Genomic DNA, 12,889 nt, shown 5'->3' with positions numbered 1-12,889 from the left:
TCCTTCGCCGCCTGCTGAACGGTGTCGTTCAGCTTGCCACGTGGAGACCGTTCCGCAGCGCCGTTCCGTGCGCCATCCGGTGAACGGTTCGGACGCCCCTGGCCAGCAGGTTGGCGGAACCCGTGAACGAGTACGGAACGGATCACCGCCCCACGGAACGGGGGTGGCGCGGCCTACTTGTGCAGGTCAATTCCACTGTCAAGACAGCTTCTTGGAGTCGTGATGCGTCGAATCCTGTACTTCTCGCTGGCACTCATCGTGGCCGTCGTCCAGGCGGTCCTGCTCGGTGCCCTGAGCTTCACGATCGGCCGGCTCGCCGGACTCGACCCGTCCGCCGCGGCGGAGACCGCGGCGACTGTCGGGGGTGCAGTGTTGGGCGTCCTGCTGGCGATCGCCGGCTTCGCCGTCGAGGTCTTCCTCCGCGAAAAGCGGCGTTGATCTCACCACGGAATGGACGTCGCCGATGGCGGCGTCCATTCCGTTTTTGTTTACGTGCCCGGGCCGGTAGCCGGGTGACCGCCCCAACCATGCAATCAGCTGGGCGTGCGCCACGTAACTGCCATTGTTTGGCGGGAGCTGACCAGCCCGTACCTGTATCGGATTTTGAAGTCAGAGGGTTCGGGCCTGTTGTTCGGGGGCGTAACGCGTCAGCGTGAGCTGTTCGATGACGCTGATCAAGGTGTAGAGCAGGATCGACGCTACCGTCACGATCGTCACGCCGGTCCACATGCGGTCCAGCTCGAACGTTGTCACCGAGGCCAGCATCATGTAGCCCAGGCCCTTTCCGGTGGCCAGCCACTCGGCCAGCAACGCTCCTACCAGGGCCAGCGGTGCTGCCACCCGCATTGCGGCGAACAATGCCGGCAGCGCGCCCGGCAGCTGGACCCGCAGGAGCGTGGCGTAGGGGGACGCGCCGTATGCGTGCATCAGGTCCATCGACGAACTTGGCACCGCGCGCAGGGCCAAGGAGACGTTGACCAGGACCGGGAAGAACGTGACGATGCCGGCGATCACCGTTACCGCCATCAGGCCCCGGCCGAAGATCAGGGCGATCAACGGGGTCATCGCCACCAGCGGGACCGCTCGCAGGGCCATCGCGATCGGGAGCAACGTCTGCTCGACCGGGCGCCACAGCGCGAACGCCAGTGCGGTGACCAGGGCCGCCACCGTGCCGCCGAGCAGGCCGATCGCGGCGTCCAGGGCGGTTACCTTGCTGGCCTCCCAGAGGAGGGTGCGTTCGGGGCCGTGGGTCGGGTCGGTCAGGTAGCGCCAGACGTCCAGTGGGCCTCGGGTCAGGAACGGGTCCAGGTCGAAGCCCTTGACCAGCAACTGCCAGACGCCGCAGATGACGGCGACCGAGAGGACGGCGCCGCCTACTCCCTTGAGCAGGCGCACCAAGGCCCGGCGCCCCGTCGTCATTTGGCCGCCCTCGGAGCCCACGGGGTGAGGAGACGGCCTATCAGCGCGGTCAGGCCGTACGCCAAGCCGGACAGGGCCGTCGCCACCAGGGCGATTCCCCAGGTTCGCTCGACCGCGAGGCTCTGCTGTGAGTTGATCATTGCTACTCCTAGGCCGGATTCGGCGCCCAGGTACTCGCCGATGATCGCGCCCAGCATCGCGGCGGGGGCGGCGATGCGCAGGCCCGCGAACAGGCTTGGCAGCGACGTGCGCAGGCGGACCTTCCACAGCTGGGTCCACTTGCCGCCGCCGTATGCGCGGATCAGGTCGAGGCTGGTGCGGTCGGCGCTGCGCAGGCCGACCAGCGCGCCGACCAGGGTGGTGAAGATGACCGAGATGGCGGCCAGGATGACCTTGGACTTGTCCCCGGTGAACAGGACGGCCAGGACCGGGCCGATCGCGATCACCGGCAGGCAGTAGCTGACCAGGGCCAGCTGCATGCCGGCCTTTTCGATCAGCGGGAACTGGATCAGGAGGAACGCGAAAGCTATCCCGATCGCGTTGCCCCACAGCCAGCCCCACCCGGCCGTACGCAACGTGGCTTTGATGTTGGGCCAGTAGAAGGACCAGCCGTCGTGGCCGAACTGGCTGAGGATCTTGGTGGGGGGCGGGACGGCGCGGCTGTCCGCGAACACGGTCCGGCCCAGGATCTCCCAGACGACCAGCAGAGCGAGCAATCCCGCGGCGCCGTAATAGGAGCGGCGCGGCGGGACGAGGACGGACGCGAGCGTCATCCGACCGTTTCCTTCTCTCCGAACAGCAGCGCGCTGAGCTGGTCCTCGAGTTCGTGGAAGCGGGCGGTGCGCATCATCTCGGGAGTCCGCGGGCGCGGCAGGTCGATCTCCACCTGGGCGACGATCCGGCCCGGCCGGGCGCTCATCACCGCGACCGTGTCGGCCAGGAAGACGGCCTCCGCGATCGAGTGGGTGACCAGCAGGGTGGTGGTGGCCCGCTCGGTCCAGATGCGCTGCAACTCCAGGTTGAGCCGCTGCCGGGTCATCTCGTCGAGGGCGCCGAACGGCTCGTCGAGCAGCAGGATCTGCGGCTCGACCACCAGCGCGCGGGCGATCGCCACCCGCTGCCGCATGCCGCCGGACAGCTGCGCCGGGCGAGCCTGCTCGAAGCCTTCCAGGCCGACCAGCTTGATCAGCTCGGTGATCGTCTCTTCCTTGACCTTGACCCCACTGACCTCGAGCGGCAGCCGGATGTTCGCGGTCACCGACCGCCACGGCAGCAGGGCCGCATCCTGGAACGCGATGCCCAGGTGGTGGTTACGGCGGGTGGCCGCGGGTTCCTCGCCGTGCACGAACGCCTCGCCCGAGGTGGGTTGCTCCAGGTCGGCGAGGATGCGCAGGATCGTCGACTTGCCGCAGCCGGAGGGGCCGAGGAGCGCGACGAACGCGCCGGCCGGGGTGTCCAGGTCGACGTGGTCGAGGGCGGTGACGGTGGACCGGCGGATCGTGAACTGCTTGGTGAGCTGCCGCAGCACGATCCCCCGGCCCTCCATGGTCAGGCCGACCCCTTGAGCGAGGGGTTCTCCGTATAGATCTCGGTGATGACCGACATGTCGAACAACTGCTCCTTGGTGATGGTCGTGCCACCCAGGGCCAGCGTCTTGATGGTCTCGTCGATCAGCTCGTCGGTAATGGTGAAAAGGCCGTTCTTCTTGGTGTCGTCGGTCGAGACCACGGTGTTCTGCGCGGTCGACTCGAGCACCTGCTCGGCCTCGTCGAGACCCAGGTCCTTGCCGTATTTGGTGGCGGCCAGATTGGCGCCCACCTTCGGGTCGGCGATCGAGTCGGTCCAGCCCTTGATGTCGCCGATGATCGCGGCCTTCAGCTTGTCCCGGTCGCTGGTCAGGGTCGATTTCTTCACCACGTAGACCTCGGAGACCATCGGATATCCGTGGTCGTTGAGGAGCATCACCGCGGTGTCGACGCCCTTGGTCTTGAGCAGGTTGGGCTCGTTGGTGAAGAACGAGAACCAGCCGTCGACCTCTTTGGACACCAGCGGCGACGGGTCGAACTGGGCCGGCACCTTGGTGATTTTGCTCGGGTCGAGGTTGTTGGCCTTCAGGAACGCGTTCCACACCGGCTCGTTGGTCGCCTGCACACCGATCTTCTTGCCGATCAGCTCCTGCGGTGAATTGATCGGAGCCGATGCCAGCGACATGATGCAGAATGGGTTCTTCTGGTACTGCGCCCCGACGATGACCAGCTCAGCACCCTTGAGAATGGCCGCCGCGGTGATGTCCGGCGAGGAGATCCCCAGCAGCGCCTTACCGGAGGCGACAACCGCGTCCTGGCTGACGTTGGGCCCGCCGGCCATCAGATTGACCGAGCTGAAACCGGCGGCCGAGTAGTAGCCCTTGGTGTCCGCGATATAGGCGCCCGCGAACTCCACGTTCTTCACCCAGGACAGCTGGTAGTTGAGAGCCCCGAAGTCCTTCGCCCCACCGGAGGCCGACGAGGACGGCGACGAGTCATCGTCACCACAGGCGGCGAGCAGGGCAGAGCTGGCCCCGAAGAGCGCCAGACCCGCACCACCACGAAGCAGGGAACGCCGATTTATATATGAGGTCACGCCGAAGCTCACTTTCCCTGGAGAGGGCACGACGCTAACCAGGGCGTGTTTCACCGGAGTTTCCGCAAAAAGCCCAGCGTGTGGCGGCTTTATCGACAAGGTTTCGAAACCCGCAAACCCCAACCGCGGAGAGTACGCGTCGCTCCGTCCCCGCCAAAACGATGACAGTTCCGTGGCGCACGCCACGCTGGTTGCCGGGTCACCCCGACCACGCCGCCACCGGCGAATCAGGGCGCTTCACCTCGCTCCCGCCGCAGCCGTTCAAGGGCGGCGGTGTCGGATGCGAGGTCCGGATGCTCGACCTCGCGGTCGAGCTCGACGACGATCTCGAGCTCGCTGATCGCTCGGTCGAGATCCCCCTCCGCCCGGTGGATCATCGCGATGTTGTACCGCGTGACGGCTTCGACAGGGCGGTCGCCGACGTCCCGCAGGATGTCCAGAGCCTGCTGGTAGTGGGTCAGGGCCTGCTGTTGATCCCCAGCTTGTTGGTACAGGAGGCCGAGGTTGTTGAGGGTGACCGCTTGGACTGGGCGATCACCGACCTCCCGCGACATGAGGAGGGACTGCTGGAAGTAGGTCAGGGCTTGCTGCAGATCACCAAGCCCTCTCCACGCGCTGCCGATGCTGGAGAGAGTGCTCGCTTCGCCGGCGCGATCACCGATCTCTCGCCGGATAGGGAGAGCCTGCCGAAGATAGGTCAAGGCCTGCTGCCATTCCCCGAGGTCTTTGTACACGGAGCCGATGTTGGTCAAGATGGCTGCTTCGCCGGCGCGGTCTCCCTCCTCCTGGGTGATGGTCAGGGCTTGCCGGTGATAGGTCAGGGCCTTCTGCCGCTCCCCGAGCCCGTTGTACAAGGCGCCGATGTTGCACAGAGTGGCTGCTTCGTTGACGCGATTTCCGACCTCCTGGTTGATGGCCAGGGCTTGCCGATAGCAGGTCAGGGCCTGCTGCCGGTCCCCGAACCCGTCGTACACGAGACCGACGTTGCCAAGGGTGGCTGCTTCGCCGGCGCGGTCTTTGGCCTCGCGGTACAAGTGCAACGCCCGCTCGTAGGTCCCCAGGGCCTGTCGACTCTGCCCGGTGGAGGCTTGGGCCGCGCCCAGGTCATGTAGGGCGGCCGCGTACGGGCCAAGAGTCAAGGTCGCGTTCGCCAGGACAACAACATCCGTGAACCGGGACCGACGTAGCCACCGCTTCGCCACCCGGTTCCCGGCATCCCGGGCGATCCCCGCCTCCTGGCCGGCCACCGCGAGCCGGTGCACCTCCACGAGCTGGGCGATGGTGGTCATGTCTCGGAGCTGGCGGCGGCGGGGTCGGTCACCCAGAGTTTGTGGAGGGAACGCGCAGCGGCGGCGCACGCTTCGACGTACTCGTCGTCGGTGATCAGTGGGCGGATCAGCGGGCGCAGGACGTTCGAGACGTAGTAGCGGGGCTGGCGCGTCTCCGGGTCGGTGCCCTCCTCGAGCAGGCCCAGCTGGGCGGCGCGGTCGATGTGGGTGGCGGCATCCGGGTGGTCGTGGACGGCCTTCACCGTTTCGGCGGGGATCGGCAGCTCGACCACGTTGACCTTGGCCAGCATCTTCTGCAGCTCAGGATCCTGGGAGCTGAGCAGGTTCTTGGCGAGGATCGTCTCCCGGCGGAATCGGTCGGCTTCCTCTTCGACCGCGGTGATCAAGCCATCGATGTCGAGCTCGGGGGCGGCGACGATCAGATCGAGCCAATCGAGCAGGCGAGGGTTACCGGCCGCGGCCTCGATCGCTCGCGCCCGGATGCTGGAGTCGATGGTGGAGCCGGGGCGCAGGTTTGTCAGGTTGGTGATCTTCTTGGCCTGCTCGATACCGGTGAGAGTTTCGAGCGACTCGACAGCGACGGTGGTTCCGGGCGGCGCGGGGAAGCGGTAGCGGCTGGTGATGATGACCCGGCTCTCGCTGCCGGTCTCGCGGATCGCCTTGAGCAGGGCCGGGAGGAGCTCCGCCATCTCCGCGGAGAGCACCTGACCGCCGTCCCGCTCGGTGAGGTTGCCCTCCTCGAAATCGTCGAACACGAACAGGCACGGGATCTGCCCGAGGGGTCCGTCGACGTGGAGGAGGAGACGCAGGCGCACGGCCAGAGATGCCTGTTCGTTGTCGAGCAGCTTGGCCGCCTCGATCTGCTCCTCCACGCTGGAGAAGGTGACCTTGGTGGTTAGCTCGCGGAATTTCGTCAGGTCGACCCGGCCGTACCAGACGGCGCGCTGATGGGTCGGCATACGCTCCAGCAGGCGGGATGCGAGGCTGCTCTTACCGAGTCCACCCATGCCCTGTAGGGCGAGCGCCTCAGGGCCGCCGGTTTTACGGAGAACACGCAGGCAGCGCTGGATCACCCGTCGCCGGCCGACGAAGGCCGCGCGGGCGGCGACCCGGGACAACTGGGTCTGCGGGTCGAGGAACTCCTGGTCGGCGGGGCGGATCTGGATGCGTACCCGTCCCTTGTTCCGTAGGGGTGTGACCATCGGGGCGAGTGGCGAGCGGTCGGCGTAGAGGCGCAGCAGGTGCCAGTTGCCGCGCTTCCGGGTGTAGAGGTATTGGCGGGCCTCGACGATGGCCCGGTCGAGAGCCGCGCCGTCGGCCAGCGATCGGTAGAGCTCGGCGGCGAACTCGGTGGCGGAGACGTCGCCGACCGGCAGCGCCCACCCCAGCACGGCCGGTGCGCCGGCCCGGACCAGGCTCTCGCTCATCGAGGGGAACGTGCCGGCGTCCGGGGCGCTCCCGGTCAGGCAGCCGGAGACGAAGACGAGGCGCGGCCAGTGCCCGGCCATGGCCTGGGCGATCTGATCGGCGGTCGCGTAGGCGAGCCCGCCGAACTCGTTCTCCACCAGAAAGGTGGGCTCGCCTTTGTCGCTGACGGTGGCGTGGCCGCTCAGATGCAGGACGTCGAAGTAGCCGGCGCCGTAGTCGCGGCTGAGAAAGCGCAGACCCTCCAGGGTGCCGCTTTCCTCGACGACCAGCTCGGTGCCGGTGCGGGAGGTGGCCTCCAGGATGGCGGCTTCCTCGCCCTCGTAGTTGAGCACCGGCTCGACACCCTCGGGCGAGGTCGCCATGAACAGCACCCGCAGCGGCCGGTTCCCAGGCGCGACCGGCGCCTTGAGGGCAGCGTTGGTGCCGATCGCCCGCACCGGCAGCAGCGGCGCCTCCCCGGCGACGGCCAGATAGGACCCGTTGTCGGCAAGGAGTTCCCAGGGCAGATGCCGCAGCCGCTCCGCCGCGGTGATCCGCAGCGCGGCGCCGGGCGGTTGCCCAAGAACCGGTTCGAGCCACCGTTCGTCACCGTCGAGAAAGGTGAACAGCCGCCGCCCGAGATCGCTCAACCGCGCCGACCCGAACACCCCCTGGGCAACCGCATGCTCGGTGTAGTCGTGCTCCACCATCCCGATCAGCTCATCGACGGCCGCTTTGTCGAGCCCTCGGGTCTTCGGCGCCCCACCACCGGTAGACAGCCGCAACTCGGAGTAGTCAGAGGTCTGCTCAAAGATCTCCAACTCGTACGCGTTCATCTCACTCACCGCGATGCTCCCCCCTCGTTTGCTGGAGCTCGACAAGGAGCTGTTGCATCCGGTCCAGCGCCGGATGGCTTGTCTCCTGAGCCAAGACGATGGCCTGACGCAGAGGTTCGACGGCATCGTCCACTCGCTCCATCCGCACGAGCAGAACGGCCAAATTGAATCTCGCCAGTGACTCCGACGCCCGATCGCCGATGACATTGAAGATCTCAACAGCTTCGTCGAAGCTGCCCTTTGCGGCGACCAAATCACCACGGTAGGACTGGATCCCGCCGATGTTGTTGAGAGTTGTTGCCTCGCCCATGCGGTCGCCGACCTCCCGCCGAATAGGCAGAGCCTCTTGGTAGAAGGACAGGGCCTCCTGCCATTCTCCCAGCGCCCGGTAGGCGAGACCGATGTTGTTGAGGGCGAGCGCTTCGCCGCCGCGGTCACCAACTTCTCGAGTGATGGGCAGACCTTGCTGGTAGTAGGCCAGAGCCTGCTGCGGATCCCCGAGATGGTTGTAGGCGAGGCCGATGCCGGTGAGGGTGATCGCTTCACCCGCGCGGTCGCCGACCTCCCGCCAAATGGGCAGGGCTCGATGATAGAAGGCAAGCGCCTGCTGTTGGTCTCCGAGCTTGCTGTAAGCAGTGCCGATATTTGCGAGAGTGGATGCTTCGCCGGAGCGGTCGCCGACCTCCCGCAGAATGGACAGAGCCTGCTGGTAATAGGTCAAGGCCTGCTCACGGTTCCCGAGATTGATGTGCGCGCCGCCGATGTTGCTGAGGGTGGTCCCTTCGCCGGCACGGTCGCCGACCTGCCGCGCGATAGGCAGGACTTGCTGGTAATAGGTCAGGGCCTGCCGGGGATCCCCGAGTCGGTTGTACACGGTGCCGAGGTTGTTGAGGACGGCTGCTTCGTTGCCGCGGTCGCCGGCCTCGCGATACAGATCCAAGGCCCTTTCGCAGCTGGCCAGGGCCTCTCGCGGCAGACCTATGGAGGCTTGGGCCCAGCCAAGGTCGAAGTAGGCGCTGCCGTCCGGCCCGAGATTGAGGGTGGCGCTCGCGAGGGCGGCAACGTCCGCGAACCGAGACCAGCCCAGCCACAACCTCGCGACCCGGTGCCCCGCCACCCGAGCGATCATCGGCTCCCGGCCGACCACCGCCAGCCGGTGCACCTCGACCCATCGGGCGATCGTCTCTGCCGTCACACGGTACGTCAGGCGTTCCGGATCCCCGGCCTGTCCGCTGCCGGCCGTTGAGCCTGGACCGTCCGCCAACCCGGCACCTTCCTCGCCTCGGCGCAGCGATCCCAGGACCACGCAGAGCAGACCGAAACTCGCCTACAACGGCCAGCACGCTACGGCTGAGGCTGGTCCGGCCGACCAGAATGACCATGATCTGACACCGGACATCACCCCGGAACCACTTGCACGTGGACAGTCCTGGGTCAGCGCTTTCGGACCAGCGTTACGCCGTCGCGGACGGACAGCATCACCGACTCGACTCGGTTGTCGTGCAGAACTGTCTCGTTGAATTTCTTGATCGTGATGGTGGCCTCTCGGGTCGGGGTGGGTTCCAGGACCTGGCCGCCCTGCAGGACATTGTCGATGGCCAGGAGGCCGCCCGGGCGCAACCGCGTGACCAGGGCCTCGTAGTAGGCCGGGTAGCTGGTTTTGTCGGCGTCGATGAACGCGAAGTCGATCACCGGGTCGGCCGGGAGGGCGGTCAGGGTCTCCGCGGCCGGGGCGATGCGCAGGTCGATGCGGTCGTCGACGCCGGCCCGCTGCCAATACTTCTGGGCCAGGGCGGTCCACTCCTCGGAGACGTCGCACGCCAGCAGGCGGCCGTCGGCCGGCAGACCGCGGGCGATGCAGATGGCCGAGTAGCCGGTGAAGACACCTACCTCCACGGCGTATCGGGCGCCGGTCAGCTGGACCAGCATCGTCAGCAGGCGGCCCTCGTCGGCGGAGACCTGCATCCCGGCGGCCTCCGGGAAGAGCGCGATCGTTTCGGCGGCCAGGTCGCGGAGGACGTCGTCGGCGGGGGTGCAGTGGGCCTCGACGTACGCGGTGATGGCGGATTCGGAAGTCATGCGGCCAAGCGTCGACTATTCTCGACGCTTCGGCAACCCCAGTAGCTTGAAAAAGTGTCGACAGTCCTAGACACTTCGGCCATGCAAGACGAGCGTGACCACCTGGTGCTCAGCGAGTCCGAGCAGTTCAAGGCGCTCGGCCACCCACTGCGGCATCGCCTTCTGATGGCTCTGCGGCAACGGCCGGCGACCCTCGCGCAGCTTGCGGCGGCGCTCGCGGCGACCAAGGGCACGATCGGTTACCACGTCAAGGTTCTGGAGCAGGCCAAGATGGTCCGCCTCGCCTACGTCCGGCGGGTGCGCGGCGGCACCGAGCAGTACTACGAACCGACCAGTCCGCGGCTGCGCATCGCCGCCGATGCGCCGGTCGGCGGGGATTTCCTGATCAAGGCGGCACTGTCCGAGATGCTGCCGCCCGAGAAGGACGGGCCCGACGTCACCTTCCTGCGGCACCTCCGACTCACCGGAGAACAGGCGCACGCCCTGGCCGCGGCCCTCGAGCAGTTCGCCGACGGCGACCACATCCCCGAGCCGGGCGCCGGGCAGCAGTACGGCCTGCTGCTCAGCCTCCACCGATCGAATATCCCCGTCCTGCCCGACGACGAGGCCCTTACCTATGACGGCGGTCACATGTAGATTCCGGGTAAGAGATCGATAGATCTGGATGGTCAACATGGTGGATCAATTCAGAATCGTGACCGACCCCGTCGCCGACTCGATCGCCGTCTCCGCCATCTTCGCGGCGCTTCCGCTGCTCACGCTGTTCGTACTGCTCGGCGCCCTGCGCATGCGCGCCTGGCTGGCCGGGGTCATCTCGCTCGTGGTGGCCCTCGTGGTGGCGATCGCCGTCTACGCCATGCCGCTCGGCCAGGCGCTGCTGTCCGGCACCGAAGGGGCGGCATTCGGGTTCTTCCCGATCCTGTGGATCGTGCTCAACGCGATCTGGGTCTACAACCTGACCGTCGTCAGTGGGCACTTCGACGTGCTGCGCCGGTCGATGGCGCGGGTCAGCCCGGACATGCGCATTCAGGCGATCATCGTGGCATTCTGCTTCGGGGCGCTGCTGGAGGCGCTCGCCGGGTTCGGCACGCCGGTCGCCGTCACCGTGGTCATGCTGATGGCGCTGGGCTTCCCGCCGATCCGGGCCGCCGCCGTGGCGCTGATCGCCAACACCGCGCCGGTCGCGTTCGGCGCGCTCGCCACGCCGATCACCACTCTCGGTACGGTCACGGCCGGTGCCGGTGACGATCCGCGACTGAACGCCGACACGCTCGGTGCCATGGTCGGCCGGCAGACGCCGTTCCTCGCCCTGATCGTGCCGCTGATCCTGGTCGCGGTGATCGACGGCCGCCGCGGCATGCGCCAGACCTGGCCGGCCGCGGCCGTGGCCGGCGGGATCTTCGCGGTCGCCCAGTTCCTGGCCTCCAACTACGTGTCGGTCCCGCTCACCGACATCATCGCGGCCCTGGCCGCCGCGGCCGCAGTGGTCCTGCTCCTGCGCATCTGGCAGCCGGCCGAGATCCCGCCGCTGCACGCCGGAGCCGAGGCCGCGCCGGTGGGTAGTGCGGCCGGCGATCGGGCGGACGCGGATCCGGGGACGGCCGGGGCTTCGGCGCGGAGCGCCGGGGACGGCTCAGCGGCGTACGCAACAAGGGAAGACGATCGGCGTGACCCGCCCGCGGAGATCGCCCGCGCCTATGCGCCGTATCTGATCATTATCGCGATCTTCTCGGTGGCCAGCATCGGGCCGATCAAGGCCGCCCTCGCCAAGGAACCCTGGACCGTCGTCTTCGGCTGGCCGGGGCTGCACGTCACGGGAGCCAACGGGAAGCCGCTGTCGTCGGTCAACTTCACCTTCGGGTGGCTTCCGGCGGCGGGGACGCTGATGATTTTCGCCGGGATTCTCACCGCGCTGCTGTTGCGGGTCGGGGTCAGGCGGGCCGTGCGGGCCTACGGGGAGACCTACTGGAGTCTGCGGCACGCGATCGTCACGGTGATGGCGGTGCTGGCGCTCGCCTACGTGATGAATCAGTCGGGGCAGACCAACACGCTCGGTGAGTTTCTGGCGGCGGCCGGCGGACTGTTCGTGTTCCTGTCGCCGATTCTCGGCTGGATCGGGGTGGCCGTCACCGGGTCGGACACCTCGGCGAACGCGCTGTTCGGGGCGTTGCAGGTGCAGACCGCGGCCAAGGCGGGGCTCGATCCGGTGCTGCTGGCCGCGGCCAACTCGTCCGGCGGGGTGCTCGGCAAGATGATCAGCCCGCAGAACCTGGCGATCGCGGCGGCCGCGGTCGGGATGTCGGGTAAGGAGGGTGACATCTTCCGGCGGGTGGTCGGGTGGTCGGTCGTGTTGCTGCTGATCATGTGCGTACTGGTGACGTTGCAGGGGACCCCGGTTCTGGACTGGATGATTCCGTGACCGAGCCGCTACGGTGAGAGAGTGCTGACCGATCGCGATCGCACCCTCCTGGCCCCACACCTGGCCCTGCTGCGCACCGCCCGGTCCGAGCTGACCTCGGCCCGTCAATCACTGGACGACGCCGGCCGGCAGGCCGACGATTCCCGCGGCGGCACCGACTGGCGGGACCGGCTGTTCGGCGGGCTGCTCAGCGTCGACGAAGGGCGGTCACGGCGGTTCCGCGATGCGAAGCGCGGACGCAAGACGGCGCAGAGTGCGGTGGACGAGGCGGCGAAGCGCTACGCGAAGTACGCCACCCGGATGGATCAGCTGCTCGAGCCGATGCTTCGGCGGGACGATCCGGCATTTCGCAAGGTGCTGGCCGCGATCAAGGAGTGCGATCAGACGCTGCGCTCCTGCGAGTGGTTGCGCGACCACATCAGTTCGGCACTGTCCAAACCCGCCCAGAACGTTCGGCAGGCCCGCCCCGAGCGGGACACCTCGACCTGGCACGAGGCCGAGTTCGCGCGGCGGCGCTTCGACGAGTTGGCGGCCGAGGTGCAGGCGGCGGTGCCGAAGCTGGTTCGCTCGATCGCGGTGACCGCGCGGGCGGTCGGCGAGGCGACCACAGGGCGGCCACCGGTGCCGGTCCGGCTCAACACGGCCGGCCTCAACCGGCGCGGACGGGCGGCCGAGCAGCCGTTGCGGAGCTTGCAACGGCAGCTCGACGAGGCGATCAAGGAGATCACCCGCTGGCGCGCCCGAGCAGATGAGGAGCGGACGGCGTCGCTGCGCGCGGCCCAGGAGCGGCTGTAGCAACCCGGAGCGGGACCTCGCGG

The 12,889-nt window shown here is 67.7% G+C and carries 12 protein-coding genes; 4 read left to right on the top strand and 8 right to left on the bottom strand.

Annotated elements, in window-relative coordinates; genetic code table 11:
* Positions 1-222: 222 nt before the first annotated feature.
* Positions 223-438, top strand: coding sequence for a hypothetical protein (locus Adu01nite_RS20175; protein ID WP_203728448.1), 216 nt, complete (start codon positions 223-225; stop codon positions 436-438).
* A gap of 171 nt (positions 439-609) precedes the next feature.
* Here Adu01nite_RS20175 and Adu01nite_RS20170 read toward each other — a convergent pair whose 3' ends face one another.
* The 8 genes from Adu01nite_RS20170 to Adu01nite_RS20135 form a co-directional block, all read right to left on the bottom strand.
* A complete protein-coding gene (locus Adu01nite_RS20170) occupies positions 610-1,419 on the bottom strand; it encodes an ABC transporter permease (RefSeq protein ID WP_203728447.1) in 810 nt (269 codons plus the stop codon).
* Entirely contained in the window at positions 1,416-2,192 is a 777-nt protein-coding gene (locus tag Adu01nite_RS20165) for an ABC transporter permease (RefSeq protein ID WP_203728446.1), read from the bottom strand. The genes Adu01nite_RS20170 and Adu01nite_RS20165 overlap by 4 nt, the downstream gene beginning before the upstream one ends.
* Positions 2,189-2,965, bottom strand: a complete 777-nt coding sequence (locus Adu01nite_RS20160) for an ABC transporter ATP-binding protein (RefSeq protein ID WP_239132557.1) — start codon at positions 2,963-2,965, stop codon at positions 2,189-2,191. The genes Adu01nite_RS20165 and Adu01nite_RS20160 overlap by 4 nt, the downstream gene beginning before the upstream one ends.
* Before the next feature lie 2 nt (positions 2,966-2,967).
* Positions 2,968-4,053, bottom strand: a complete 1,086-nt coding sequence (locus tag Adu01nite_RS20155; protein ID WP_239132556.1) for an ABC transporter substrate-binding protein — start codon at positions 4,051-4,053, stop codon at positions 2,968-2,970.
* 215 nt (positions 4,054-4,268) lie between these two features.
* Positions 4,269-5,330, bottom strand: a complete 1,062-nt coding sequence (locus Adu01nite_RS20150) for a tetratricopeptide repeat protein (RefSeq protein ID WP_203728445.1) — start codon at positions 5,328-5,330, stop codon at positions 4,269-4,271.
* Positions 5,327-7,573 (bottom strand): CHAT domain-containing protein, encoded by a 2,247-nt coding sequence (locus Adu01nite_RS20145; RefSeq protein ID WP_203728523.1) that lies wholly within the window; start codon positions 7,571-7,573, stop codon positions 5,327-5,329. Before Adu01nite_RS20145 ends, Adu01nite_RS20150 begins: the two co-directional genes overlap by 4 nt.
* Position 7,574: 1 nt before the next feature.
* The gene (locus Adu01nite_RS20140; RefSeq protein WP_239132555.1) at positions 7,575-8,837 is read right to left on the bottom strand and encodes a tetratricopeptide repeat protein; all 1,263 of its coding nucleotides are present in this window, start codon (positions 8,835-8,837) and stop codon (positions 7,575-7,577) included.
* A 170-nt stretch (positions 8,838-9,007) separates the two neighbouring features.
* Positions 9,008-9,652, bottom strand: coding sequence for an O-methyltransferase (locus tag Adu01nite_RS20135; RefSeq protein ID WP_203728444.1), 645 nt, complete (start codon positions 9,650-9,652; stop codon positions 9,008-9,010).
* Positions 9,653-9,733: 81 nt separating this feature from the next.
* Between Adu01nite_RS20135 and Adu01nite_RS20130 the strand changes: the two genes are divergently transcribed.
* The 3 genes from Adu01nite_RS20130 to Adu01nite_RS20120 are packed head-to-tail and all read left to right on the top strand — an operon-like array spanning position 9,734 to position 12,866.
* Positions 9,734-10,288 (top strand): winged helix-turn-helix domain-containing protein, encoded by a 555-nt coding sequence (locus Adu01nite_RS20130; RefSeq protein ID WP_203728443.1) that lies wholly within the window; start codon positions 9,734-9,736, stop codon positions 10,286-10,288.
* A 28-nt stretch (positions 10,289-10,316) separates the two neighbouring features.
* The gene (locus Adu01nite_RS20125) at positions 10,317-12,071 is read left to right on the top strand and encodes an L-lactate permease (protein ID WP_203728442.1); all 1,755 of its coding nucleotides are present in this window, start codon (positions 10,317-10,319) and stop codon (positions 12,069-12,071) included.
* Positions 12,072-12,092: 21 nt separating this feature from the next.
* Positions 12,093-12,866, top strand: a complete 774-nt coding sequence (locus Adu01nite_RS20120) for a hypothetical protein (protein WP_203728441.1) — start codon at positions 12,093-12,095, stop codon at positions 12,864-12,866.
* The last annotated feature ends 23 nt before the right edge of the window (positions 12,867-12,889 follow it).

It is taken from the genome of Paractinoplanes durhamensis, from assembly GCF_016862175.1.
Lineage (GTDB): Bacteria > Actinomycetota > Actinomycetes > Mycobacteriales > Micromonosporaceae > Actinoplanes > Actinoplanes durhamensis.
Note: the sequence above shows the minus strand (reverse complement) of the source record. Positions and strands in the feature narration are given on the sequence as shown.

Bases quoted from the DNA above. Each gene is read 5' to 3' on its own strand.
- Adu01nite_RS20130 (WP_203728443.1), top strand. From the start codon at position 9,734: ATGCAAGACGAGCGTGACCACCTGGTGCTCAGCGAGTCCGAGCAGTTC.
- Adu01nite_RS20160 (WP_239132557.1), bottom strand. From the start codon at position 2,965: ATGGAGGGCCGGGGGATCGTGCTGCGGCAGCTCACCAAGCAGTTCACG.
- Adu01nite_RS20150 (WP_203728445.1), bottom strand. From the start codon at position 5,330: ATGACCACCATCGCCCAGCTCGTGGAGGTGCACCGGCTCGCGGTGGCC.
- Adu01nite_RS20135 (WP_203728444.1), bottom strand. From the start codon at position 9,652: ATGACTTCCGAATCCGCCATCACCGCGTACGTCGAGGCCCACTGCACC.
- Adu01nite_RS20175 (WP_203728448.1), top strand. From the start codon at position 223: ATGCGTCGAATCCTGTACTTCTCGCTGGCACTCATCGTGGCCGTCGTC.
- Adu01nite_RS20145 (WP_203728523.1), bottom strand. From the start codon at position 7,573: ATGAACGCGTACGAGTTGGAGATCTTTGAGCAGACCTCTGACTACTCC.
- Adu01nite_RS20170 (WP_203728447.1), bottom strand. From the start codon at position 1,419: ATGACGACGGGGCGCCGGGCCTTGGTGCGCCTGCTCAAGGGAGTAGGC.
- Adu01nite_RS20165 (WP_203728446.1), bottom strand. From the start codon at position 2,192: ATGACGCTCGCGTCCGTCCTCGTCCCGCCGCGCCGCTCCTATTACGGC.
- Adu01nite_RS20125 (WP_203728442.1), top strand. From the start codon at position 10,317: ATGGTCAACATGGTGGATCAATTCAGAATCGTGACCGACCCCGTCGCC.